The sequence below is a fragment of the Psychrobacter sp. VH5 genome (assembly GCF_050572635.1).
GTDB lineage: Bacteria > Pseudomonadota > Gammaproteobacteria > Pseudomonadales > Moraxellaceae > Psychrobacter > Psychrobacter celer.
Genome location: NZ_CP192145.1, coordinates 582,920 through 609,121, shown reverse-complemented (window position 1 = coordinate 609,121; position 26,202 = coordinate 582,920). Strand labels below are relative to the sequence as shown.

General features: G+C 45.3%; 19 protein-coding genes. 2 read left to right on the top strand and 17 right to left on the bottom strand.

Features of this window, described 5'->3' with window-relative positions; genetic code table 11:
- Positions 1-31: 31 nt before the first annotated feature.
- A complete protein-coding gene (gene secA, locus ACNFVB_RS02650) occupies positions 32-2,833 on the bottom strand; it encodes a preprotein translocase subunit SecA (protein WP_430738010.1) in 2,802 nt (933 codons plus the stop codon).
- 552 nt (positions 2,834-3,385) lie between these two features.
- On the opposite strand from secA, the gene mutS reads away from it, so the two are divergent.
- Positions 3,386-6,436: a DNA mismatch repair protein MutS gene (gene mutS, locus ACNFVB_RS02645; protein WP_430738457.1), complete on the top strand. Its 3,051-nt coding sequence runs from the start codon at positions 3,386-3,388 to the stop codon at positions 6,434-6,436.
- Positions 6,437-6,639: 203 nt separating this feature from the next.
- Complete coding sequence (fdxA, locus tag ACNFVB_RS02640) at positions 6,640-6,963, top strand: ferredoxin FdxA (RefSeq protein WP_011279554.1); 324 nt, start codon at positions 6,640-6,642, stop codon at positions 6,961-6,963.
- Positions 6,964-7,053: 90 nt separating this feature from the next.
- On the opposite strand, the gene ACNFVB_RS02635 is transcribed toward fdxA, so the two are convergent.
- The 16 genes from ACNFVB_RS02635 to gspG all read right to left on the bottom strand — a co-directional run bounded on the left by ACNFVB_RS02635 (position 7,054) and on the right by gspG (position 25,854).
- Positions 7,054-7,524, bottom strand: a complete 471-nt coding sequence (locus tag ACNFVB_RS02635; RefSeq protein ID WP_430738009.1) for a pilin — start codon at positions 7,522-7,524, stop codon at positions 7,054-7,056.
- Positions 7,525-7,636: 112 nt separating this feature from the next.
- Complete coding sequence (locus ACNFVB_RS02630) at positions 7,637-8,623, bottom strand: acyltransferase family protein (RefSeq protein ID WP_430738008.1); 987 nt, start codon at positions 8,621-8,623, stop codon at positions 7,637-7,639.
- A gap of 35 nt (positions 8,624-8,658) precedes the next feature.
- Positions 8,659-9,849, bottom strand: coding sequence for a serine hydrolase domain-containing protein (locus tag ACNFVB_RS02625; RefSeq protein ID WP_430738007.1), 1,191 nt, complete (start codon positions 9,847-9,849; stop codon positions 8,659-8,661).
- Positions 9,850-9,936: 87 nt separating this feature from the next.
- Positions 9,937-10,422: a pilin gene (locus tag ACNFVB_RS02620; protein ID WP_430738006.1), complete on the bottom strand. Its 486-nt coding sequence runs from the start codon at positions 10,420-10,422 to the stop codon at positions 9,937-9,939.
- 323 nt (positions 10,423-10,745) lie between these two features.
- A complete protein-coding gene (locus ACNFVB_RS02615) occupies positions 10,746-11,243 on the bottom strand; it encodes a type IV pilin protein (RefSeq protein ID WP_430738005.1) in 498 nt (165 codons plus the stop codon).
- Complete coding sequence (locus ACNFVB_RS02610) at positions 11,237-11,743, bottom strand: type IV pilin protein (protein WP_430738004.1); 507 nt, start codon at positions 11,741-11,743, stop codon at positions 11,237-11,239. Before ACNFVB_RS02610 ends, ACNFVB_RS02615 begins: the two co-directional genes overlap by 7 nt.
- 1 nt (position 11,744) lies before the next feature.
- On the bottom strand, positions 11,745-15,917 hold the full coding sequence (locus ACNFVB_RS02605; protein WP_430738003.1) for a hypothetical protein: 4,173 nt from the start codon (positions 15,915-15,917) through the stop codon (positions 11,745-11,747).
- A complete protein-coding gene (locus ACNFVB_RS02600) occupies positions 15,901-16,719 on the bottom strand; it encodes a pilus assembly PilX family protein (protein WP_430738002.1) in 819 nt (272 codons plus the stop codon). The genes ACNFVB_RS02605 and ACNFVB_RS02600 overlap by 17 nt, the downstream gene beginning before the upstream one ends.
- Complete coding sequence (locus ACNFVB_RS02595) at positions 16,716-17,816, bottom strand: PilW family protein (protein WP_430738001.1); 1,101 nt, start codon at positions 17,814-17,816, stop codon at positions 16,716-16,718. Before ACNFVB_RS02595 ends, ACNFVB_RS02600 begins: the two co-directional genes overlap by 4 nt.
- Position 17,817: 1 nt before the next feature.
- Entirely contained in the window at positions 17,818-18,411 is a 594-nt protein-coding gene (pilV, locus tag ACNFVB_RS02590; protein ID WP_430738000.1) for a type IV pilus modification protein PilV, read from the bottom strand.
- Complete coding sequence (locus ACNFVB_RS02585; RefSeq protein ID WP_430738456.1) at positions 18,411-18,875, bottom strand: GspH/FimT family pseudopilin; 465 nt, start codon at positions 18,873-18,875, stop codon at positions 18,411-18,413. The genes pilV and ACNFVB_RS02585 overlap by 1 nt, the downstream gene beginning before the upstream one ends.
- Before the next feature lie 388 nt (positions 18,876-19,263).
- Positions 19,264-20,088, bottom strand: coding sequence for a ComF family protein (locus ACNFVB_RS02580; RefSeq protein WP_430737999.1), 825 nt, complete (start codon positions 20,086-20,088; stop codon positions 19,264-19,266).
- Between the two features lie 46 nt (positions 20,089-20,134).
- Complete coding sequence (locus ACNFVB_RS02575) at positions 20,135-21,619, bottom strand: phospholipase A (RefSeq protein WP_430737998.1); 1,485 nt, start codon at positions 21,617-21,619, stop codon at positions 20,135-20,137.
- A 524-nt stretch (positions 21,620-22,143) separates the two neighbouring features.
- The gene (locus ACNFVB_RS02570) at positions 22,144-24,363 is read right to left on the bottom strand and encodes a protein-disulfide reductase DsbD domain-containing protein (RefSeq protein ID WP_430737997.1); all 2,220 of its coding nucleotides are present in this window, start codon (positions 24,361-24,363) and stop codon (positions 22,144-22,146) included.
- A 50-nt stretch (positions 24,364-24,413) separates the two neighbouring features.
- Positions 24,414-24,953, bottom strand: coding sequence for a protein-disulfide reductase DsbD domain-containing protein (locus ACNFVB_RS02565; protein ID WP_430737996.1), 540 nt, complete (start codon positions 24,951-24,953; stop codon positions 24,414-24,416).
- A gap of 439 nt (positions 24,954-25,392) precedes the next feature.
- The gene (gene gspG / locus ACNFVB_RS02560) at positions 25,393-25,854 is read right to left on the bottom strand and encodes a type II secretion system major pseudopilin GspG (protein WP_430738455.1); all 462 of its coding nucleotides are present in this window, start codon (positions 25,852-25,854) and stop codon (positions 25,393-25,395) included.
- Positions 25,855-26,202 lie beyond the last annotated feature (348 nt).

Below are 26,202 nucleotides of genomic sequence, written 5' to 3'. Positions count from 1 at the left end.
GCAAACATCTCATTTAAACTGCTTGATATGCCTAGATCTTGCCGTGGCACTGCTTGTACTTCAGGCCTGAGCCGCAAGGACAAGGCGCGTTACGGCTGATATGCATACCTGCGTATGGGTTTTCCCCAGCAGCGCTCGCACTGGCATTCGTACCTGCAGCACCGGCCGTCATACCAGCGGCGGTCGCGCCTGCTGCTTGGTTACGGTTTTGCGCTGGTGGCTGCGCGGCACCGGCGTTGCTGTCTAAGTTATCGACATCATTGTGCTCAAACTGCATCTGCATTTGCGCGGCGTTTTCACGCTGCTGCGCCTCTAGCGCTTCTAACTCTTCTTTGGTCGGAATGTGCACGCGTGATAAGTCTTGTACGGTCTCAGACTTGATAGCACCAAGCATCATCTGAAACAGCTCAAAAGACTCGCGCTTGTACTCTTGCTCTGGGTTTTTTTGTGCATAACCGCGCAGATGGATACCTTTACGTAGCTGATCCATCTGGGTTAAGTGCTCTTTCCAGTGCTTGTCCAGACTTTGCAGCATAAAGTGGCGCTCAAGCTGGGCGGCGTCTTTTTCGCCCATCTGCTCGCGGCGAGTATGATAACGATCCAATGCCGTTTGGATGATTTTGGCACGTAAGCCTTCTTCATCTAAGCGGCGGTCTTCATCCAGCCAATCATTAATTGGCATCGAGATTTTAAACTCATCCTCTAGCTCATCTTCTAGGCCGTCGATATTCCACTGATCATCGATAGAGCCTGGCGGAATAAACTGATCGATCATGGCATTATAGACTTCATGATGCATGACATCGATGGCCTCTTTTAAGTCCATCTCTGCGAGCAAATCATCGCGCTGACTATAGATGACTTTACGCTGCTCATTAGCGACGTCATCGTATTTGAGTAGGTTTTTACGGGCATCAAAGTCGCGGCTTTCGACTTTACTTTGCGCGTTTTCGATCGATTTTGAGACCATCTTATGCTCGATGGCTTCGTCTTCTTTTAGTCCCATGGCGCGCATCATATTGACCACGCGGTCGCCTGCGAAGATACGCATCAAATCGTCTTCTAATGATAAAAAGAAGCGCGACATGCCAGGGTCACCTTGACGACCGGCACGGCCACGTAGCTGATTATCGATACGGCGTGACTCATGACGCTCAGAGCCGATGATATGCAGACCACCAGCGGCCACGACTTGGTCATGTTTGACTTGCCATTCTGCTTTTAGGCGTGCCATCTCTTCTGGACTGACCGCATCGATGTCTTCGATAAACGACTGCCAGTTACCGCCCAAGATGATATCGGTACCACGGCCTGCCATGTTGGTGGCGATGGTCACCGCTTTTGGGCTACCTGCCTGCGCGATAATCTCTGCCTCACGCTCGTGCTGCTTGGCGTTTAGGACGTTGTGCTTAATGCCTTCTTGATCGAGCAGATAAGACAACTCTTCGCTGGCCTCAATCGTCGCTGTACCGACCAGTACCGGCGCACCTTTGGCCTGAATCTCTTTAATCTCGCGGATGATGCCTTTGTATTTACCAAGCTTGGTCAAGAAAATCTGATCGTCCATGTCGATACGGGCGATCGGCTCGTGCGTTGGAATCACGACGACGTCTAAATCATACGTGGATTTAAACTCCGCCGCTTCGGTATCGGCCGTGCCCGTCATACCAGAGAGTTTGTCATAAAGACGGAAATAGTTCTGGAAAGTCGTGGTCGCAAGCGTTTGGTTTTCTGCCTGAATCTCGACGTTTTCTTTGGCTTCTACCGCTTGGTGCAGGCCCTCTGACCAGCGGCGACCGGGCATGGTACGGCCCGTGTTTTCATCGACGATGATGATTTCACCGTCGTCAACGATATAGTGGACGTTTTTGACAAACACATGGTGAGCGCGAATGGCCGCTTGGACGTGCGCGAGCAGCGGCAAGCGACTTGGGCTATACAAGCTCTCGTTTTCGCCCAGCTCACCGACTTCTGTTAAAAAACGCTCGATTTTTTCATAGCCTTTTTCGCTAATCTCAATCTGACGGTTTTTTTCATCAATCCAAAAATCTTCATCTTCGTTATTTTTATTGGCTTCTTCGTCTTTTGAGCGCTTAAGCCGTGGAATGATGGTGTTAATCAGCGCATACATGCGTGAAGAGTCTTCGGCTTGCCCTGAGATAATCAGCGGCGTACGTGCCTCATCGATTAAGATTGAGTCAATCTCATCGATGATACAAAAATTCAGCGGGCGCTGTTTTTTCTCAGCGAGGCTAAACACCATGTTGTCACGCAAATAATCAAAACCGTACTCGTTGTTGGTACCGTACGTGATATCGGCTTGATAGGCGTCGATTTTTTCTTGTGGCGGCTGCTGTGAGTAAATCACGCCGACGGTCATACCCAAAAAGTTAAAGAGTGGGCGGTTGAGCTCCGCATCACGCGCCGCAAGATAGTCGTTGACCGTGACCAGATGCACGCCTTTGCCGCTGATGGCGTTTAGATACATGGCCAAGGTACCCATGAGGGTTTTACCTTCACCTGTTTTCATCTCGGCGATTTTGCCTTCGTGCAAGGTGATACCACCGATCAGCTGCACATCATAGTGGCGCATACCATTGACGCGCCATGACGCCTCACGGCAGACAGCAAACGCTTCTGGCAATAGCGCATCCAAGCTCTCGCCGTTTTGGTGCCGCGCTTTAAACTCGGCAGTTTTTTGTTGTAATTGCTCATCAGACAGGGCTTGTATCTCAGCCTCTTGTGCGTTGATCTTACTGACCACGCGGCGCATGCGTTTTAGTTCGCGGTCATTTTTGGTGCCAACCACACTGCCTATAATCTTTGATAACATAATTTTTTGACCTATGGAAATATTCGATAATTAGTGCGCATTAGCCAATGCCTAGCGTCGCACCCTGCTGGGTGCTTGTCGTCACTCGGCGCAGTTTATCTAATACTGCGCGCTATTTTATGATACTGCGCCCAACTAAGTATCGCCCAATTAAGTGTGCCGTCATTATATATGGTTATGACGCTGATGGATACAAGGGCTGTGAGCGGATATTTGCCGACGTAAAAACAGCGCTGAACGTGTTAAAATAGCGCCTATACCCTTAATTTAACAGCTGTTTCGCGATATCAATAAACGCAAATAACTGCCAACCTGCATCCCTGATTTATTCTAAAAAATACGCATTCTTTCTAAGCAAACCCATTTAAGTACCATAAGAGACTCTGCATGACCGTCAACACTGCTGCCCCGCACGCTCGTATTAGCCATCCTGCGCCCACAACAGATACCGCGGCCAAACAGCCTTCATCCAAGGCAAGCGCTACCAAATCTGCAGACGCCGATCAGCTACTTATCGGCGATACTGTCTATCATTTGGCCGATCACACGCCGATGATGGTGCAATATCTAACCATGAAAGCCAACTATCCACAAGCGCTGCTGCTGTACCGGATGGGTGATTTTTATGAGCTGTTTTTTGATGATGCCAAGCGCGCCGCGCAAATACTAGACATCACGCTCACGCGCCGCGGCACCGACAAAGCAGGCAATACCATTGCCATGGCGGGTGTGCCGTTTCATGCCGCCGACAGCTACATGGCACGGCTCATCGCAGCAGGTCAGACAGTGGTCGTCTGTGAGCAAGTGGACGACGCATCAACCGATGCAGCCAGCCCCTCATCTGCCCCATCGGCGATGGGCGATAAACAAAAAAAGAGTAGCAAGGCCACTGGTATCATGCGCCGTGAAGTGGTCAAAACGCTGACCGCAGGCACCATCACGGATGACGCGCTGATCGCGCCCAACCACACGCCGACCGTGGTGGCAATCGATATCGCCCAGCCGCGCGCAAACAGCAAGCAGCCACTACAGGCCGCCGTCAGTCAGCTCGACTTAGCCGCTGGCACCTTGACCACTCAGAGCCTGAGCGCCAATCATGATGACTACGATGACCTACAAACGCAGATGCTGACGGTGCTCGCCCGCTTCGCCCCTAGCGAATGTATCATCAGCGAAGCACTAAGCGATGCTACTGGCAGTGCTGATACCGACTGGCCGCTATGGCTGCGACAACACCTTGACTGCCCGATCATCGAAGTCGCTGCCAATGACTTTCACCGCGACCATGCCGCAGATACCCTTTGTCAGCAATTTGGGGTGCAGCGTCTCGATGGGCTTGGTATCCATGACGCCCCGCTTAGCCAGTCTAGCTGTGCCGCCTTGATTCATTATGCGCAGCAAACCCAGCAGCGTCATGTGCCGCAGGTCAATCAGCTTATCGTCGAGTTTAGCGATGATTACTTGATCATCGATGCCGGTAGCCAACAAAACCTTGAGCTGTTTGCTCCAGTCAGTAGCAGCGGCACATCGCTGGTCTCGGTCGTGGGTCACTGCCAAACGCCAATGGGACGTCGCCTGCTGGTGCAACAAATGAAACGCCCCTTGCGCCAGCATGCGCGTATCAATATGCGCCTAGACGCCATAGACAAACTTTTGCAAGCAGACAACCCAGCTGACAGCAGCAAGCACAGTCGTCCGCATAGTCCGCAGCTACAGCGTCCCTCACTGGTCAGCCATATACGCGACACGCTAAGCGCCATCGGTGATATCGAGCGCATCACCAGCCGCATCGGCCTGATGAGCGCCAAACCGCGAGACTTGCGCAAACTAGTGGACGGTATCAACAGCAGCGCGCAGCTGAGCACCTTATTAGAGCAAGCAGGTATCCATCACGAGCAGGCAGGACTGCTGGCCATGCTCATGCAGCAACTGCCCGCGCAGCTGCCTGAGGTGCAATCTGTCGCTGAGCTGATCGAGCGTGCCATTATCCCAGAGCCGCCTGCTCATATCCGCGATGGCGGTATGCTGGCAGCAGGCTATGACGCCGAGTTTGATCGCCTCACACACCTACATGACAACATCCAAGTGACACTAGATGAGATGGTCGCGCGCGCCCGTCAGGACAACCAGCTACCCAGTCTAAAAGTCGGGTTTAATAAAGTCAGCGGTTTTTATTTTGAGCTGCCCAAAATGCAAGCCAAAAACGCACCTGCGCACTTTATCAGGCGGCAGACGCTTAAGAGTAGTGAGCGTTTTATCACCGATGAGCTAAAAGAAGTCGAGACTGAGTACCTAAGCGCACAAAGCTTAGCACTGACTCGCGAAAAACAGCTATATCATGAGCTGCTGACGATACTCAGTAGTCATTTGGCCGCATTGCAGCAGCTAAGCGCCGCCATCGCCCAAATAGATGTGCTCAGCAACTGGGCGCAGCTTGCGACCCTTTATAATTGGCAACGTCCCGTTATGACTAACGATTCAAACGATGGTAACTTGTTAAAAAACAGCAGCCAAACCCGTATCGACCAGAGCAGTATCGACATCCAGCAAGGCCGCCATGTGGTGGTCGAGGCGGCATTAACCCCCGACAATACCAGCAGCCCAGCCGCGCAAGGCGCAACACAGACTTTTAGCCAAAACCTCAGCCAACACACCAGCAAACCTGTGCGCGCCCATGCCTTTGTCGCCAACGACTGCGCGCTGGGCAGTGCCAATACTAAAGAAGGACATCCTGAGCGCCTGCTGATGATCACAGGCCCCAATATGGGCGGTAAATCCACCTATATGCGCCAGACCGCTCTTATTGTCTTGCTCGCGCACTGTGGCAGCTTTGTGCCAGCAGCCAGCGCGCGCATCGGTGATATCGACCGCATCTTTACCCGTATTGGCTCGGCTGATGATCTGGCAGGCGGCAAGTCGACCTTTATGGTCGAGATGATCGAGACGGCCAATATCTTAAACCAAGCGACCGATAAATCACTGGTGCTCATGGATGAAGTCGGCCGCGGTACTGCCACCACCGACGGGCTGGCCATCGCCCACGCTTGTGTCAATAGGCTGCTTGAGATCGGCTGCCTGACCCTGTTTGCCACCCACTACTTTGAGCTGACACAATTGGCTGCGCAAAATAAAGGTATTCGTAACGTCCATGTCGCCGCCAGTGAAATCGATGGGCAACTACTACTGCTGCACCAAATCCGTGACGGCGCGGCCAGCTCTAGCTTTGGACTCCATGTCGCCAAGATGGCCGGCATTCCGCCATCGGTGATTGGTGACGCCAAACGCTACTTGCGCGATCATCCAACGATGGTGGCGAATACTCAAAGCGTTGATGACGCTCAAGCCGTTGATGACTCTCAAGGCGTTGATGACAAAAGCGACTTAGCTAAGTCGCGAATGGATAATTGCCAGCTTGACGATCAAAGACCGCTGACCACCATAGAGGTCAACCCTCTAAGCCATGAGCAAGCAGCGGCAGATATTCCACAGCAAAATCAGCTATTTAGCTTACAAGACGAGCTGGCGGCCATCAACCCTGACAACCTAACGCCCAAACAAGCGCATGACCTGCTCTATCATCTTAAGGATATCATTAGTCACTAAAGGGAATTGTCAAATCAGCATAAAGGCGCTAAAATGTGGCTTGTTTTTAGTCAATCTAGTTTTTTAGTTACTCTAGCCTTATGGTGCATCATTAAGTAGACTGCCGCGACGATTGAGTATCGCGATCGCCGTCATACTCGCCGCGGTAGGCGCTGACGATACAGGCACCATATCAGCCAAATCAATAACAGGTAGACATCACTATGACCTTTGTCGTTACAGATAACTGCATTCTTTGCAAATACACCGACTGTGTGGAAGTCTGTCCTGTGGACTGCTTTTATGAAGGACCAAACTTTTTGGTCATCGACCCTGATGAGTGCATCGACTGCGCGCTATGTGAGCCTGAATGCCCGGCCAATGCCATCTTCTCAGAAGACGAGGTGCCGAAGGGGCAAGAGATGTTCACTCAGCTAAATGAAGAGCTGGCGCAAAAATGGCCAAACATCACAGAGATGAAAGAGCAGATGCCAGAAGCCGCCAAATGGGACGGCGTCGAAGGTAAAATTCAGTATTTAGAGAAGTAGGCAGCCTGATCGCACTTTGATGCGGGGATAAAACCCCGTCAATAAAAAACCACCGAGTGGCAACTGCTGTTCGGTGGTTTTTTATCATAACTACTGACAAGCTTGTGGTAAATACGCGTCTTTGATACCTGCACTTGCCTGACACTGCCACGTCCCATCCGCTAAATAATCAAGGCTGAGCGTCTGCGCTTGCAAATAAGGCAGGTTGTGAATACGACAAATAATAGCATTTGCTGTCGTACTGCCAGCCAGCGGTGCTGTGACACTAAACTGACAATATTTGGTCTGGGCTGGCATATTTAGCCCACGAGGACTAAAATCTGTCACCCCTGCGCCATTGTCAATCAGTGTGCGATATGGCAGACGAAAGTGATTTATTTCTTTATAAATAGTCATAATCTGAGTCTTTCTGATCTGCGTCTGATAGCTGACAGTCGCTGTCGCTGCCAAGATACCGATGATAGCGACGGCGATCATTAGCTCTATCAAGGTATAGCCAGATTGCGCGCTGCCTGATTGTGTCAGGTGACGATTTGCGGCAGTATGATATTGATACTTCATAGCATTATTATCAATTAATGTGATAATTGCTATGGTGCAGGGAGTGTGCCAGTTGGGTTTGAACGTAATAAAAAATAACCGAATATAGTTTACTTGCTATACCTCTCTTAACCTATTTATTTTTGCTAGCTAATCTAAAAAATATTGAAAAAATTTTGTTTTTATTGCTAATTTTTAAGATAAGCAAGCTAATTAATATAGTTAAAATCATCATTATTATATATAGTATTACGTAATTATTAGTAAATCCTGACTTAAAAAAATATAAGAGTACATTCGCTATAGGCAAGTGTACTAGATAAATAACTAATGAATTCTCTCCTACATATCTTAAAGGCTTTATTTCACCTAAGAACGTGGATAATCTTAGAATAGCAGGAATAAGTAATAAACAAGAAATGGAATAACAGAGTGTATAAGAACCTCCATTATATAAAAGTAAATTTTCTACTGTTGAAAATATTCCTATTATGCCTAATATTATTAATACCTTTATATCGATATTTAGAATAATTTTAGTTAACTTACTTATATTTTGACCTAAATACGAACCCAAGGAAAAGAAGAAGAATAACGAAACAAACTTATTTAACTGAAAGTTAGTTATGTCATTAGAAACTAATACTATATAACTCAAAAGACTTAAAACTAAAGGTAGGACATAAGTAACTTTGTTCAAAAAATAAATAATTATAAAGTAGATTAATAAGTTATAAAGAAACCACATATGTGCGATTGGAAATAAGAAGGCTTCTAGAAGAGATTTGTTAAATACCTCTCCTGTTAATTCATTCACAAAATACATCTGAGAGAATGTTATTATTGTCCAAACAGTATAAGGATACAATATATTATTAACTTTACCCTTAAAAAACCGAATACTACCTTTTGATATTGAATGGCTTACAAATAGTCCTGATAAGAACAATAATAATGGCATTCTTAATGGAGCTATGAGAGTTGTAAAATTCTCCAAGAATTTATTAGCATCAGCAATTACCTGATAGACTCTATTAACTACATGCAAATGAATCACTAGCAGTATTGCTGCACCACGTAAAGAGTCGATCCAGTAGAATCTTCCGAATGTCTTCATCATACATACAGTCTCATATGCCATGTCCGCTATTGAACTTACTTTTCATCATTTTCATAATGACTTTTTAGGCTCGTATATACCTGTTGATGCAACTGTTCTTTAACCTCAAAATTAGGCGCACTAGCACCGCGATGTAGTGCCAGTATTCCGCCCTGATCATCTACAAAAATATCGGTATTGACCCCTGGGAAAAACCCAGATTTATTATATATAGTAAAATCTTGCCCACTTTGCTGATAAGGCTCTAAAGCATAGCCGTAGCACCCCCCTATTTTATCAATAGCACAAGGCGTATTAGCTCGTGATAAGATATTAAGCGGCTGAGCATCAAGCATCTCACGTGTCAATAACACCATAGATTTTGCCGATCCTGATAAACCTCCTACTGCTGACAATGAATCTTTAAAGTCAAACTGTCTGATATAGCTGTCACTATAAAAATCCTCACGACGGTAATCGTATTCAATTTCATCATTAAAAAAAGTATCATCTACAAATTTGATATCACGACTATCAAGCTGATAGTGCTTGTTAACGACTTCACGGAAGCTTTTTTGGGTCACTTCTTCTATAATAGCGCCTAATAGACAATATCCGACATTAGAGTACTGAAACTGCGTATTGGGATCAAAATCGAGCTGGATTGTAGCAAGCTTATCAAGATCGGTTGGACACCATGGTTTGACGTTCATAGTAAGCATTGGCGTATAAGTTTTAACCCGGTCAAATCCTGCGCTGTGACTCAGCAGCATAGCTACGGTAATATCATTGATACGAGTATCATTGGGCGCAGAAATATCAATAATATCAAGTAGTCTTTGATCTAAACTTAGCTTGCCTTCATTAATTAGATCTATTATCAATGCTGAGGTGACAACCTTTGAAACGCTAGCATAACGAAAGCGGTTATCTACTGTTAAAGGTTTGTCACCACGGAAGCCATCTTCCCAACCACTTTCACAATGGCTTAGCGCGCCGCTATCGTCTTGATATACAATCTGATTACTCATAGACTGCTGCTGTTTAACTAAGTTATCCATAAGCGGTTGCATAAACTCAGGGGCATTAGCAGAGCAGCGTACGCTTGACTCAATAAAAGGGGCCTGCAAATGATAAGACAATCGACTGATCGCTAGATGATAAGTGGTATAGATATAAGTGCCCGCTATTATGACAGCAAGGCACACTACAATAATAAAAGTATTTTTTATAATGATTGCTCTCATACTAAAATATCACATTAATAAGCTTTCAATAAAAAAGAGAAGGGCAAGCCTTCTCTTTTTAAATATTACAACTAAAAATAAACCTTATTACTCGTCGCCTGATGGTTTAGTTACAGTATCATCACAACCAGCAGGTTTATATTTATCGGCAACACTTGTACCACAAGTCCAAGCGCCATCAGTAGAGCGTGTCCATACTAATACATCACCTTTAATAGCTTGAGCTGCACTTTGACCAAAGGTTGCAGTAATATTACCAGCTGTATTAGCTCCAGGATATGTGATTTTTAGCCCTTTTTGTCCCGTATTTTCAGCAGTACCAGTTGCTTTATCATCCTCTGCAGCAAGTAAATTGCTTGCTGTCCAACCGATTTGGCATTCTGCAGCTGTCTTGCCATCTAGTGCACAAGTTTCGATTGCTGTCTTCATTGCACCAGTTTCACTCATTACACGTGATACTTGTGATTTAGCCACATAGTTCTGATACTGAGGGATCGCAACAGCAGCTAGAATACCAATAATAGCAACCACGATCATTAGTTCGATTAGGGTAAAACCTTTTTGAGCGTTCATAAGAACTCCTTTAGAGAGGATAAAGATAACGGATATTCGCTCGCGCTATCTTTTGTTATGTTAGGTATTGGATATAGTGTATTGGTCTTTCGTGCCCTAATAGATGCATATAGCGTGCCAATATCATTAGTCATAGTAGGTATATATACTAAGTGCCCAATTCTTATCGCTATTTATCGATATTTTCATGCAGATACTTACCATACTGCTATCTACTGACACTAATTGTTACGCTAAGCATACCTAAAAGTGTCAGTTTATGTCAATGGCAGCTACTTTGGCTTACGATAACTGACAATAATTGTCAGTTGCCAGACTATTTTTTAGTCATTCCACTCATCACCAAACCCACATACCTGATCCGTACCACTGCCTCGGCACTTCTCGCCCTCAAAATCAAGAGTCAGATTGCCATCATTTTTCATCTGGCCGCCTGGTATTGGTACAGCTGTCAGGAGCCAGTCCCTATCATCAAACGCCGTACCGTCAACGGCAGTAATCTCAACAGTATAAAGCGCTGTTCCATTATTAGGAAAGGTAGTACTAGCACCACTCACCGTATTGCTAAATATCTCACTGAGCGGGATACGATCATAGCGTCTATATGTGATTTTATTGGCTTCTATTCTTGATGCTATCTGCTGCATTTCTGTCATCATATCGACGCGCTTGGTCTTTATGACGTAAGACTGATAACTAGGATAAGCAATCGCTGCGAGTACACCGATGATGGCGACGACGATCATCAGCTCTATCAGAGTAAAGCCAGTTTGGCGGGTGTATTTGATCGATGTGTTTGTCGATGATACTGACACTACCATGTCGTCGCTCCTGTACAATCCGCCTTTGTAATATCAAACGCATCATTACTGGCGCAGCGTAATCCTTGACTTGATAATAAGAAACTATCAGCGCCTACTAGATCGACAGGGGTTGCTACCATAATCCAGTTGTTAGCGCGGCCGCTACCTTGGTGCAAAGTGCTAAAGGTCGCTGAGGGCGGGTTGCCTACTAGGTGACCTAACGTGATGGTGTAGCGCGGATTGGTCGCTGGCTGATTGATGGCCCCTGTATTGTCTGCGATAGCATCGGCCCGAGGTTCAAACCCTTTATAGGTCAATGCTCTAGCGCGCCACCGCTCAAGCTCGTTTGAGAGCGCCAGCATCTTGCGCTGTACGTCTGCTTCTGCGTTACGAATGACAAAAGCGCGATAGCTCGGTATTGCTATCGCCGCCAAGATAGCAATAATAGCTACTGTAACCATCAGTTCTATCAAAGTAAAACCTACTTGACCGGCCCTGCGACTACTCTTGAATAGCATGTCAGTGTTCCATCCAGCTAAGTGGATTGATACGTTTGTCCGTATTGATACCACTGCCGACTCCACAATCTGGACCAGTACACTCCTCAAACACAGGTGGTTGATCATTACCACAGTTACCGTTAGGGCAGATGAGCTCGGGCTTGCATTCATCGCCTTCACAGCGATTGACCAAACTGGTAAACACTGACGTATCATTAAACTGACTGATAATATTATCTACAATGCCTGATCCTGCATTGAAAGTTGAGCGTGTTGTTACTACTTCATTACCCGAGGTATCGAGGCAGACGCCATAAGGCAAGCATGTACGTTCACGCTGAGTCGAGCCTCTAACACCTGCGCTACAAGCCTTTATCTCTTGTCCTCTATCAGGATTGAATGAAGAAGTTATCAAAACACTGGCAATAGCATCAGGTTCATTAAACATCTTTAGTTTATACTTTCCATCGACCTTTTCTTCTTCTCCCAACCAGTGTGTCAATGGCATATACCAACCTTGCACTATATTGTTCTGCATATTACTTTTGATACCTGATCTACCGATATCAGTGTCTGAGAATGTAAGCCTTTGCAGTTTATCGTTCCTACTTGTCTGGCCTTTTACTTTAATAACTGGCGTACGTAAAATCATTTCTGGCGCTTTATCTTTTTTATAATGAAATAAATCACTACGAGTTACATCCTTATCGATAAACGTATATAACGCATCCGGTTTGCTCCTTTCGGCAGTTACTGGACTACTGCGATCCCCCGTACCGACTGTTATCATCGCTTGGATACCAGAATAACTACCTGTGTTATTTTTAGCATCTTTATAATCAAATCTTCCATTATAAAAAGTAACAAGGGGACGCTCATAGAAACGCGGGGGCGCGTCACTACCGTCAGCCTGATCGCTCACGTCTAATACCTTGACCACGCGATCTATCTTGAAGTTATCCGTGTCTTCATTGTTGTTGATATCAACACGCCACACCTGACCGCCTAAATCTGCAAAATAGATATGATCGATAAAGCCATCATAATTGCGATCTAACGCTCTGATTTGTGTGACCACACTATGCCTTAGATCGGCTGACTTAGAATACTGTAATGAGCTACTACGAGAGGTACTGTCATTTGCACTACCTTCATTGCTTGCCCACCAAAGCAATTTGCCATTATTTTTCTTGGTATTTACTTTATCTTCGTTGTTGGCTTTTGACTCTACCTCACCCACTTGCACCATATACACTGCACTACCTTGCGCGGTGGCCTTATTGTTACACTGGGTATTGGTTGGATAGCTAGTGTCCAACTTGAACGTTGGATCTTCATAACAAGTATCGTAACCACCTGGCAAAAAGCTGACCATTACTTTTTTACCACCACTTTTCACATAACCTAGAGTAGGCTTACCCCAAGTTTGACCCATACGAGCAAAGGCTTTTTGTTCATCTGTTGCTAGACTGGTCACGTTATTTCTGGTACCCGCCAAAACAGTCGTCTCACCTGTAGACTCGTCTTGCAACTTGTTGGCATAGTTAGAACCTACACTGTAAATCATCTCAGGCTTGGTCACATCTGAGACATCTAACGCATAGTACATCGAGCCACCCATACGTAGGCCGCCTAAAGCAAAACTCTGATCAGCTTCGTAACTGTTGGTCGTTGTTGCCGCATCACCTTCACCCTCTGTCTTGGACTTGTTCGTGTATGATACATACGTTAACCAAGGTGCATCAACTCCATATGGGTAACTGCCATCCTTGGCTGTACCATTACCTGTGATAGCTTCTGGTTGCAAATCAAGGATATGTTTTGGTATAAAAGTAAAAGTCTCTTGACCAGTACTGTCATCTACCATATGCAGCGCTCCATCCATAGAGCCATAAATAATATAGTCTTTTCGACTACTACTATCGAACTCACCAGAGGCTTTGACATCAACTTTTTGAGTAATCAGCTGTGGTATAGAATGCAGCACTCCACCGATATTTTTTAACCATTTATCTTTCGTAGCCGTTAGCTTTGTACCATCTTGTACATTTGTAGCAGACGGCTCGCTATAACCCATAAAATTGAGTAAGGTCAGTTTCTTATCATTGTCATACCCATTGGCAGTCGTCAAAGCGTCAAAGTTTTTCGGTTTTTTATCTATAACCTTTAAATTTGTTAAACCACTACCGTTATCGACAAATAGGTTTCTATCACCAATGGTAGGCGCGTTCACATTTTCAAAAATCTTCTGATACGCCCCACCAACTTGCGGTGCTCCTCTATCTGGTCTTAAATTATCTGGACGGTTATCACTACTGATAGTATTCCATAAATCATGCGTATTTTTTGCAAATAACCCTGTGTCATCAGCAAACACGAATTTGTCATCAGCACCGACCAATGTTGCATTTTTTACTTTATATTTCTTGAGGTTACCATTCCATAGCAAGGGTGACTTAGGAATCGGCTCAAGTATTGGCAGGTAAGCGAATTGACGCGACTTGAGTCCACCCAAGCTATCTAAAGGTACTGACATCGTACCCGCTGATATTGGGTCAATCTCGGCCTTACTCACATCTTCGATAAATTTACGCACACTTTCAGCAATGTCTTTAGGCTCTTCGGTATAATAAAAACCACCTTCGCCGTAGCCTTCACCTTTTTCTCCCAGTTTACATAAATTCTTGGCATCTTGACTGATACCAGGCGCATCACATTGATACACCTGAACTGTTTCTACAGCACCACTAGGACGGGTGATATTTTTAGTAACTTTTCCTTGTGCAGTAAGCTGCTTAAATACGTTACCGAATCCTACAGTTGCGGTGGCAATGATATTTTTTTTAGGGTTATTTTTACTATAAAGTGCTTTAGAGTATTCACCAACACATTCCCAACCGGATTCCCAGCCGGACGCACTGTTTGTATTTGTTAAATTAGAGTCACAAGAATTACCCATACTTACCGAACCACCTGATAAGCTTCTGTTCATCAAATCTATAGTATTGCTATTAGCATTATTGGGTACACCATCAGTTAAGAAGTAAATACCGTAACCGTCACATTGAGTGGCTTCATCGCCAAGTGGCGATTGATAGGTTAGTTTATCTGGTTGTTTTTTAGTACTATCTGCTGAACGCTCAAAACCGCTGTAACTATAATCTGGCCAATCTTTTGTGACGCTTTTATAATAGTAACCTCCATTACGCAATTCATAAGTGTAGTCAGAACTACCTATTCCTATTAAGCTGGGATTGAGACTATAGAATCCGACATCATTTTGTCGTCTAGTATATCCTTCGCTACATTCATAACGCTTGAAGCCAGCGGATGTGTTTAAAGTAGAACTGGTTCCTCTGCACTCGTATAAGTCGTATCTGTTACGATCTCTCACATAATACCCAGCTTCTACGTATCTAGTTTCATTCTCTAGATTATAGGTACGCGTACCTAGCATATAAGCACCCGCTTCAGCATAAGCATTCGCTATTGGCGTATTGGTTTCTGGTTTTAGTCCAACTATCTTGTCAATTAACTTTTTTCTATTATCAAGGGTTAAATCTAATACGGGCGATTCAATCTTACCTCCGCCTTCAGATCGAGATTGGAAGAAAAAGCTACCTAGTCCAATCTTGTATTTAGCGAGGTCAATATCTTTACCGAACGCTTGATCACTCTTCGGATTGGCAAACATAGGGACAAGTGCCATTTTTAACCGTGATATACGATCGTAGTACTTATTATTACTATTTCGGCTAGTCTTATAGTAGGTCACTTCATACTCTACGTTATCAACTACATTTTTCCCTTCATCATCGTAAACTGGCTGTTTTTCCTCAACCGTATAGCTATACTTAAAATCAATATTTGGGTAATCCTCACTAATACTTCTAGTATCCATACTACCTGAGTTATCAAGCATCATCATGATAGATGCATTGCCATAGGTCGCACCTTGATATATTTCTAAATCAGACGTATGACCTACATTACTTGCCATACTTCCTAAGACTACAGCAGACATTACTTTTAGAGACCAACCTTTGACAGGAGGATGGGATGCACTATTTATTTTGTTATTTACGATTTTCATGATAATCACCCATATATTTTTGATTTTTTTAGGAAAATCACATCCTTCATCTAGTCTGTGATGGTCTATCAAGTCGTCTTTCTTAACTTCCAGAAACACATTCGACACCCACAGGTTGATTGAGATAGGTTTGTTGCTGTGTTTGGAATGGCACACCTAATGCGGTCAAGCAGGTATCAACTGTATCTACTCCTGTCCTAGGTTTTTTAAGACAGCCAGCGATAGTAGTAGTGTCATTCATACTGGTACCAGTATTGCCTAAAGGTGCCTGAGATAATGCTGGTATAATTGAAGTTACGTAACCTACAAAGCTCGTACACTCAATCGTGACGTTGCCGCCTGTTTCCGGTTTTTCAAAATCGTTTGATAGTGTACCTTCAACTTCTTTATAAAAAATGCCTGCATCTTCTGTTACAGTAGGTCTCACAAAGGTCATTTGCGTTATGACTCGGCCCTCACTAACATAATCATCGTCATTACTAGGGTCGCAATAGCCGTTATTCTTATCAGTCAATAGTGCGCTGTCCTTATTTAGCTCGCTAATCTCAAGAATACTAAACAGTCTGGTGCTACGCGGCCGCACACAAAAGTTTACCTCATGTCCTTCTCTTTGTGTCGCTGACATATAGCCTTTGAGCGTATCAACATTACCACGGCGCTCACTCAAGATACGATCTTCTTTTTCTACTTTCATCAAAGCGGCATCGTTTGCCTGAAACAAGAGTTTATTTACTTGATCGGCGGTCGCTACTTTTAGATCTGTAGTGCTTTGTCTCACTGCAATCGTGCCCACTATCATAATTAATATAAGTACAAACAACACTACGATAAGTACTGCGCCTGACTGATTATGAGCACCTAAAGATGAGCTAGGATAGCTTATAGAAGGTCGCTTTCTCATAATCCACCTCTGGCATTGCGTAATAGTATCGTACTCTCATAGACACTACGTAAATAAGTAGCATCTGCAATAACAGCTGGATTGAGCGTTGCATCTGCTATATCGAGTATATCAAAGCTCAATTCGCTATTAGACTGCTGAGTCGCTGTTGGATTATCCGATCGGGATAATATGCCTATCTGTAAGCTTACAATACGCTGATCGTCTGTTGCTAAACTACCAGACGTAGGAATGGGCATATAAGCAACACGAGCACGATCGGGGTAAGTGGCAAAACCTGCACTATCCGATACGCCCAACAGCACTCTAAAATAATCAACATTGGGTATGATTATTGTGCCGTTACCAGATAGATTGTTATCTTTAGTATCACCGTCAGAGTCGACGTAGCTTGCAATATCAAGGCCTGCACTACTTCCAGCCAAACTTTCATCATAGTCGTAGATAGCTGAAGCACATGCTAGCCCTAATACATTTGGTGTCACTGTTTCATCTGCACGTACAAAGTAACGCTCGATCACATAGAACTCTTCTGGAATAGCGTTACCTTGACAATCAAACAAATCACCTCTACCTGCTTGATATTGAATAGTTAATTGATCGCTATTACCCACGCTTAGGTTACTGCTACTTCTCGTCCATGCACTTTTAGATAGTAAGTCTGTTGATATGGGATCACCATCCAACACCAAACCCGATAAATTGCCACTTAACCATTTTCCTGGGGCAGACAAGCTACCATCCGGCGCTGTCAACACTACGCCTCCTTGCGGTGTCAAATGATTCATAAAGAATTCATCATAAGCATCAGTCGATTTAGCACCATAGTTAGTGCGTCTTAAGTTTTTTTGCATTTGGGAAAAGCCAAAAATAGCATTGTCCTGAATTTGGGAACTAGCTTCTTGTCTACGACTGTTGACTGAACTGGTATAAAATATCTGTAATGCCGCTGCTGAGACCAAAAGTCCAAGTACTAAAGCGATCATTAGTTCGACCAAAGTAAAACCGCTTTCTTTTTGGAGTACTTGTATATGACTGTAGAGTAGCCTGCTCTTCATAATTTTTGATGAGAGTGATCCGTGATGATTTAAATTCATATCATATCTCCATCATCATACAAGTAGCTTTAGAATGATAACTACCACCTGCGACTTCTAACTTATCATCATCTCCGATTACCCTTTCAGTCAAACAGTCAGTTTCGTCATTTGTACCGATAGTAGGCGTAGTTTCTCCCCATGCAGATATTAGACAATATGAATACATAATATTATCGGCAGCATCAGCACCTGTACCACCAGTATTAGGGCAAGGGTGCATTTGTATTTGAAACTCATAGTTTTGTAATTCTGCCTTGAGCGTGTAGCTCTCTGCCTCGGCTAACTCTGTTGGATTACAAAGCTGATTAACTGACGTTCCGTCTAAGCCGCATTTCTTGTTAGGCGCATTAGATGAAGCATATGGTGAATTTAACCCAGTTGCATAAGTCACTATAGCAGAGGGATTCGCATGAATTTTTTCTGCTATATTTCGCATCATTACTAATGATTGAGAGCGTTCCATCGATTCATCAGTAGCCTTGATAGCTTGCGCTTGCAAAGCACTATAGCCAAGTATTGCTATGCTCAGTAGCAATAACGCTACCATAACTTCGATCAGTCCCACGCCTGTTTGTTTGGATGCAATATTCATCAGCAGCTTCCAGAGTTTATAATACTAATATTGGCCACTTTGTTGATACGTACTTGTTTTGGAGTCTCATTGCTCGATCCACTATCACAAACTGTATATACAACATCATTGTCACTGGTAATTATCTTATTTGGCCGAAAAATGACTGTCCCTGCAGTACTCGGGTTGATAGTGACAGAGCTTTTTTGATGAACTGGATAAGTAAATAGCACCACGTCATCAGCATCTTGTACGATGATAGCGTTTGGCGTACTGCTGCTGCGATATATCATCGCGACCTCTTGTCTTCGGATCACGCTCTCAACCTTCGCCTCTTTTAACGCATTAGCCAACGTATTCGCCGTTGCCTTTACGCGCTGATTGGCCAACTGCGTACTAATGCTAGGCGCTGCGATACCGACAATAATAGCGAGCACAGCGATCGTCACCATCAGCTCAATCAAGGTAAACCCTGAGCTTCTCATTTGTATTGTAGGCGACAGGCTATTCTTAGAGGCTCTCACATCCCATTCCTATTTATAACGTCTACCGTCTGTCTCATAATGATCCATTTGCCAGTAGTCAATCTAAAAGACCTCGTAACTCTTACCTGCTAAAACATTTAACTACCAATCAGTAGGGAAAGGTCACTTTCTTTTATTCTTCACTATAAGGCATGCAATTTTTATTCCATAAAACCACATGCTAGCTATAGAAAAATATATTTTAAATCAGATACTTAAAAGTTAATTATAGCTTTCGATTAATATCAGCTAACAAATTTATATATATTGAGTTAATAATATAGCGGTTAGGCAACATCTTAGCAACATATTAGTCATTATAGAAGTACCGTTCATACTTTATAAATGACTAACGATACTGACTCCCATGAGCGAGTGCATAGGCAGATAGATGATAGCGGTTGGTCGGCAATGAGGACGCAGAGGCGGTATTGGTAGCTGGCTTATACAAAGCGCGGCCCAGCGCCTGTAGGCTCGCGCCTGTGGTTGCGACATCATCGAACAGCAGTAAACGTTTAACTGGCGGGGTTTCGGTCAGCACAAAAGCATTATTGAGATTACTGAGGCGCTCAGCGCGTGTTAGGCCTTGCTGGCTGACGGTGTGATCGATACGCCGGACACCTTGCCATAGCGGTATCTGCCAATGCTTAGACAGCTGTACGGCTAAGATACTGACCGGATCAAAGCCACGTTTTACCAGACGTTGAGGGGTGGTTGGCATCGCGACGATGACAGCATTATCGTGATGGCAGCCATGTGGCCGTGGTAGTTGACGAATCGCATGGAGCAGCAGTGGCAGTTTGCTCATGTCTTCGTCATGCTTGAAAGCGCGAATGGCTTGCCGAATAGGATAGTCATAAAAAGTAGACGCCTGAATGCTCAAGGCGCTGCCAGCTGCGATATCGACTCTAAATGGTTTGGGCAGCCATGTAATACCATGATGGCAATGAGCACAGAGCAGACCGCGACTCAAGTGACGATGGATATACCGAGCAACCTTACCACGGTAAATATCGGTAAGCATTGAATCAGCAATCGGAGGAGAGTCTGGGGATAGATGGGAAGACAGCAGCTGGGATGGTGCGGTGCTGCGATATACGCGGCATAGCTGGCAGCGTATATCTATATACTCTGCCAGCCATAGTCCAGTTTGATAAGGAGCCAGTCGGCGCATTGCTTGTACTCCTTAGCAGTCAAAGACCGTCGACGCCGATAAGGCCTTAAAACCCCTTCCAATCATTTAAGACGATACCAAAACCGATGGAGGTGTTTTCGTGGTTATAGTCGATGATAGACTCGCCATAGCCTTGGAACAGCTGTACATAGCCGTTGACGTTTTCGGTCAGTGGATAAATGTAGTCGATCTGCGCCGCGCCTTTGTTGGTGCTGGGGTTATAGCGCAACGTGCCGCTTAGGCTTTGCTGATCTGGCAGATCGTATAGGAATTTGATATCACCATAGCCCATGTAGTCTTCGATATCAGGGTTGTCTTCGCTGCTGCTGCTTTCGTTATTGACGCGCGCCCAGAGCCGCGGTACGACCGACAATTTGCCCCATTCAGCCCCTGCCATCAGATACGCGCGGTTCCACGAACGCGATAACGGATCATCTTGGCCATTAGAGTGGTGAATGGCACCTGCACCTAGCATACGTAGACGGCCGCCAAAGGGTAAATCAGCAGTCACAGGCTGGGTCAAAAATATCTCAGGCTGATAGTCGGTGGCGCGAAATGGCCGAGAGTTGTCCTCGTTATATACCTGCCAATGCGACTCTTGGGTATAGCCAAACCATAAATCAGCACTACTATCAAACACGTCCTCTGCCACTTTGGTCTTTAACGACAGCTGAAACTTCAGCTCCGTCTCACGGACGTCATTGGACGTAAAAGACTCGGTGTCTTGTGAAGGGCTGCTTGGCCCCAAGTTAGGGTCAAAGGTATAAAACAGCGGCAGTAAGTAGGTTGGACGATAAGGTCTGACGGTCCAAGTACCGCGCTCACTATTTTTATCCAAATCATAAGATAGGCTCAGCGGGGTGTACTTTTCGATGTCCGTTTGCTTGACACCGACACTTTCGAGCACTTTGGCTTCTCGTTGGGTCAACCCCACTGTGTCTAGACTCTGCGTCTCAGGCGAGGACGCCGCTTGTTGGGGCAGCTCGGCAGCGACGGTGCTGCTGCTATCGGTTGTGATGGTAGAGCTTTCTTCTACAAACACCACTTGCGGGTTGCCTGACAGTGTGCTTTGAAAGGTTTTGGCTAAGTCCACAGGCTGTTTGGTGGTGGTATAGCTCGGCGTTTTGCCTTGCTCTGCCACTTTATCAAAACAAGCCAAACGCGCGGTCGCCAGCTTTACCTCGGTACATTCAGCAAACAGTTTTGCTTGTTTGGCGATAAACTCTTTACTGACCACTTTACGGTTTTGCTTACCTGCCTCTGCGCTCGCTGGTTGCTCAGTATCGGCCTCGCTGTGCGGCACCTCATAATCCTCATACTCAAACGCTGCGTCTGGAACTGGCAGCTCCCGATAAGTTTGCTCGTCTATCGCAGCATGAGCTTGTAAGGCCGTCAAGCTCAAAGCCGCCGCGATTGCAACACATAGATGGCGATGGCTACTTTGACGACAGTTGAGTGATAAGCCATCAGATGGCTGGCTTGTGGCACAGGCTTGCGGTAATTGACGTTGAGTAATGATATGGGCAAACATAGGTGTCCTTTATCTGACCAATAATAAGGTCAGTAGAGTATTTTAGATAATGAATATACCATTAGCATCAGCGCTAATATAAAAACCATTCATTAATGGACATCGAGGGCTGTGCTGACAATTCGCCTAGCCCCTTCAGCATTGTTGCTTTATTGTAATGAAAATATAGACACTATACTAGCGTTATCCTTGCTGCAAGTACAGATAATAACAAACACAAAAAGACAGAGCTCCGTATGAGCTTACTTTGACTGGCAAGAGACAATAGAGGTTACCATTATATCAAGCACCATGCCTGTATAAACAAACAAGATAAACAGACAAAGACATTTAATACCTATAAAAGCAAATAGTTAGTCGGTCACCCTGCCAATCCCAAGACACCTTACCAAAAAAGCCAAGCGCCTAACATAGTAGGCGCTTGGCTTTTGATTGGCAACATACACGGCATTAGCTGTTATGTCAGGCGGGAGTTTGAAGGTGAAACATTCACCCTTTCAGCCATTATTCATCCATGTAGGTAATTAGCGATTGAGCGCCTCTAAAGTCCGCTCAAATACCGAACGCCCGATTTCCCCTACTTGCTGATTGACCAACTGCCCGTCTTGATAATAGAGCAATGCTGGCGGTCCAAATAGTTGATAACGCGCTAAGATGGCTTTTGAGTTCTCTGTCGTCTCTGTGATATCGAGTCTGACCAGCAGCCAGTCTTGCATCTGAGCAGGACGATTGTGAAATAAGTTTTTGTCCATAATACGGCACTCAACACACCACTCTGCTGTCAGATCGACAATGACTTTCGGATTGTCAGCCAAAATAGCATCTAGCTCAGCAAGGGTGGTGATGTGCGCGTCATTGGTGCTATTGCTCGCACCTGATACGCCGTTTGCAGATGTCATCATCATAGGCGCGGCGCTTAAAGAGGCCAACGGATGCAGACTGTCATCGTTACCCAAAGCGGCACCCACCATCAGACAAGCCGCCCAAATCCCAGCGATTAAGCCCAGCGCTTGGGTTAAGATACGACCTTTACCAAGCCAGCTCCATGCCCATGTCGCCAGCACCATAAACCAAAGTGCCCATACGACCAGCATGACAGGCGAGATAAAGACGCGCTCAATCAGCAGCAGCGCCACAGCAAAAAGCAGCAACGCAAAACCTTGCTTGACCCAGTTCATCCACGCGCCAGCTTTTGGCATGATTTTGCCTTGAGTGGCACCGATTAGGATCAGCGGCGCGGACAGACCGAAACCCAGCATAAATAAAGCGACAAACCCAAGCAGCGGACTGCCAATGGTAGACACCGCCAGCAGCGCGCCAAATAACGGCGCTGAGACACAGGGCGACACCACCAGCGCAGATAAAAAACCAGCGATTAGGCTGCCGCCCGCACTACCAAGCTTGCTATCTCCTGCTTGACTCAAGCGCTGCATCTTACTACTGATGGCATTGGGCAAACGAATATTAAAAACACCCAGCATATACAACGCCAAAAGTACAAACACAATGGCAAAGCTGATTAAGATAATCGGGTTTTGTAGCCAACCGATGATGCCCAAAGACTCACCAAACACCGCAATAACTGCACCTAAAATCCCATAAGCGGTGGCTACCCCAATGGCGTAGCTGCCTGTCAAAAGCACACCGCGTTTGACCGTGGGATTGTCTTCACGGGCGACGATATTGGCCACAATGGGTAGCATGGGCAGGACGCAAGGCGTCAATGCCAAGCCCAAACCTGCTAAAAACAGCAAAGCCAATGCCAGCCATGGATGAGACGCTAGGCCAAAAGGGTCGCTATCCATCGCGCCGATAGCGGCAGTCTCACTACTACTTGAGGCTCGATCAGAAGACTGCTGGGTGTCTGCTATGGGCGCAGCTGCACCGGCAATCTCACCTTCCAATGACACATCGTCTATCAAATCATAGTCGACGACTTCATCATCCATCTGCTCACCAGCAAGGCCGCTGGCACTCTCTGGCGACGCAGCAGCCGATGATGTGGTTAGCGGCTCACTGATGGCCGCCTTATCTTGAGCGTCAGTATCTACGGTATTAGCATCAGTATTGGCCGCAGTGCTTTTAGCTGTCGCGTCTTGGCCATTCGCTGATGCATCATTGGCGCGGCTCTGGGAGGGTAAAGCGGCGATACTGACTGTGGTTTTTATCTTCTCTGGTGGATAGCATAATCCTGCTTTGGCACAGCCCTGCCAGCCAATCGTAATCGCGGCATTGTCTAGAGGCTTGCCATCTGTCGTACTCAGCGTGGTGCTAGCCACTACATTGGCCTGATCAAACACTGGCACGCGGCCAAAGGTCGGATCGTCGATAGAAACGGGCTGCTGATTAAAGGTAAACGGCGCGGCCTTTACCTCATCAGGCAGTGTCAGCTTGAGCTGATTTTGATACACATAGTGCTCAGGGGTGATATCAAAATTGATCGACAAGCGCGTGCCAGCTTTGGCAGGGCTGCTGCTACTGCTGACATCAAAGGCTTCATCAACGGATAAAAAATTTTTTTGTGCACGACTGTCACTACTACCACCAAACAAATCGCTCAATCCTGCTGCGTGCGCGGGCATCGGCGCGCTTAGCCCTGCTAGCAGAGCGCTGGCGCTTAGCACAAGTGCCGATAGATAGGGGCGGTTTTTTACACTGTAATAGGGCGCATGCTTGGCTTGTTTAGGAGCCATGGTTTCACGGGTAGTCGTGGTCGGCGGCGGTGTTGCTATATGTGCGGGCATGAAAGGCTACCTATTTATTACTCAGAATCGAACAAAATGTCAGCAACGGCTTAGCGTGGCACTGCGATATCAACTTTGGTCGCCATCTTTTCTGGTGGATAGCATAGTCCTGCCTCAGCACAGCCCTGCCAATGAAGAACCACAGGGACGTTTTTTGCGCCCTTGCCATTGGCAGTGGTTAAGGTAGTGGTAGCGGTGACACTTTTTTGAGTAAATACAGGTACCTTGCCAAAGGTCGGATCATCAATGGTCACAGGCTTTTGGTTAAAGGTAAATGGCGTGGCATTGATGCCTTTAGGGAAGCGCAGTTTCAGCTGGTTTTTATAAACATAATGCTCAGGGGTGATATCAAACGTAATCGACAGCTGTGTACCTTTTTTGGTGGCCTTGCTGCTGCTATCCACGCTAAACGCTTGCTCAACTGATAAAAACTTTGACGACCCGTTATTGCTGCTGTTAAACAAACCGCTAAGGCTGGCTGCCTGAGCGCTTATGGTTCCCGCTGCTATCAGTGAGCTACTAGCAAGAATGATGGCCGCCGTACGCATGCACGCTGACTGGTATTTTGTCGTAGATGTCGATATACCCATAAATGATACCTCTTAATAACTGATGTCAAACTTGATAATGCAGATTAAATCATGCTCAAAGCAGCAAGCCGCTTATACCGCGCAACATACATTAAAAATAATTATAATATTAATACATATACCGATACAGTTTATAGCAAAACGCATTCAACAAAGAGTGGTTAACAAAAATCATAATTTGTGTCACTAATAAAAAATATCAACCAATAAGCTGTTATTGGTTGATATCTGATCATTATAAAAAACTGCAAAGCTTGAGCCTGCTTCTTTCTAAAACTGCTACAGTGCTACTGGAATGAGTTTTTCGTAGCCTCTAGGAGAACAGTCCGCAGGTAAATTTATAGCAGTAGCATGGGTAATATCGGCATATTGACGTCATTTTGGACTGCCTTTATTCTTATTCTACGCCGAGATACATTGCTTGCCTTGCTATTGTGGACTATAGCTGCGCGTAAATATCCGCATCTTGCCCTTCACCGCCTTGCTGCCCATCCGCCCCTAGTGAAAATAAGTCATAAGGACGACCTTCACTACCTGGCGACACATATTGAAGCTCATTTTCCCAACCATCAATCGGATAATTACCTTTAATATAACCACCTTCAGGATAGTTTTTGGCATCAGCAGGCGGTGTGGTCAGCGCTTCTAAACCTTGTGCCGTCGTTGGATAGCGACCGTTATCAGCTCTATACTGGTCTAATACATTAGAAATTGAAGACAAAGTTATCTGAGTAGTCTTTTTTCTCGCTTTATCACTTTGTCCTACTACGTTAGGAACTACTAAAAATGCCATAAGCGCTAAAATAACAATCACCACCATAATCTCAATAAGGGTAAATCCAGACTGGCTATGAGACATTGACGGACGACTTTTAAGCGCAGTAGGCGTATTTTTATTCATATTTTCTGCCTGCAACTTATCATCATTTCTAGCGTTTTTTGGCATGGTATTTACTTGCATCGTGTCAATTATAGTCATCGCTTTTGTCATCGCTTTTGGTATCAGGTGATATAAATAATGAATATGCTGTTCAGAGCGTTTTAATGGGTTGGCTTCAGATTGATGAACCCTCAACCGTTTATCACTATAAACCATGCTTTTATTTTTATCCAGCGCTGCAATGGATTGTTATGAATATTGACTTTTATGGATACACGCCGTGAAATATTGGATGACCGCTATCCTTTATAAGCAGTTTATAAGCAAAGCTTTTAACTGGTACTTACTATAAGCCTTATGATCGGCTGC

Bases quoted from the DNA above. Each gene is read 5' to 3' on its own strand.
- ACNFVB_RS02610 (WP_430738004.1), bottom strand. From the start codon at position 11,743: ATGCTATTCAAGAGTAGTCGCAGGGCCGGTCAAGTAGGTTTTACTTTG.
- ACNFVB_RS02565 (WP_430737996.1), bottom strand. From the start codon at position 24,953: ATGGGTATATCGACATCTACGACAAAATACCAGTCAGCGTGCATGCGT.
- ACNFVB_RS02635 (WP_430738009.1), bottom strand. From the start codon at position 7,524: ATGAAGTATCAATATCATACTGCCGCAAATCGTCACCTGACACAATCA.
- ACNFVB_RS02630 (WP_430738008.1), bottom strand. From the start codon at position 8,623: ATGATGAAGACATTCGGAAGATTCTACTGGATCGACTCTTTACGTGGT.
- ACNFVB_RS02625 (WP_430738007.1), bottom strand. From the start codon at position 9,849: ATGAGAGCAATCATTATAAAAAATACTTTTATTATTGTAGTGTGCCTT.
- secA (WP_430738010.1), bottom strand. From the start codon at position 2,833: ATGTTATCAAAGATTATAGGCAGTGTGGTTGGCACCAAAAATGACCGC.
- mutS (WP_430738457.1), top strand. From the start codon at position 3,386: ATGATGGTGCAATATCTAACCATGAAAGCCAACTATCCACAAGCGCTG.
- ACNFVB_RS02570 (WP_430737997.1), bottom strand. From the start codon at position 24,363: ATGCCCGCACATATAGCAACACCGCCGCCGACCACGACTACCCGTGAA.
- ACNFVB_RS02620 (WP_430738006.1), bottom strand. From the start codon at position 10,422: ATGAACGCTCAAAAAGGTTTTACCCTAATCGAACTAATGATCGTGGTT.
- ACNFVB_RS02600 (WP_430738002.1), bottom strand. From the start codon at position 16,719: ATGAGAAAGCGACCTTCTATAAGCTATCCTAGCTCATCTTTAGGTGCT.
- ACNFVB_RS02580 (WP_430737999.1), bottom strand. From the start codon at position 20,088: ATGCGCCGACTGGCTCCTTATCAAACTGGACTATGGCTGGCAGAGTAT.
- gspG (WP_430738455.1), bottom strand. From the start codon at position 25,854: ATGAATAAAAATACGCCTACTGCGCTTAAAAGTCGTCCGTCAATGTCT.
- pilV (WP_430738000.1), bottom strand. From the start codon at position 18,411: ATGAATATTGCATCCAAACAAACAGGCGTGGGACTGATCGAAGTTATG.
- ACNFVB_RS02575 (WP_430737998.1), bottom strand. From the start codon at position 21,619: ATGTTTGCCCATATCATTACTCAACGTCAATTACCGCAAGCCTGTGCC.
- ACNFVB_RS02595 (WP_430738001.1), bottom strand. From the start codon at position 17,816: ATGAATTTAAATCATCACGGATCACTCTCATCAAAAATTATGAAGAGC.
- ACNFVB_RS02615 (WP_430738005.1), bottom strand. From the start codon at position 11,243: ATGGTAGTGTCAGTATCATCGACAAACACATCGATCAAATACACCCGC.
- ACNFVB_RS02585 (WP_430738456.1), bottom strand. From the start codon at position 18,875: ATGAGAAGCTCAGGGTTTACCTTGATTGAGCTGATGGTGACGATCGCT.
- fdxA (WP_011279554.1), top strand. From the start codon at position 6,640: ATGACCTTTGTCGTTACAGATAACTGCATTCTTTGCAAATACACCGAC.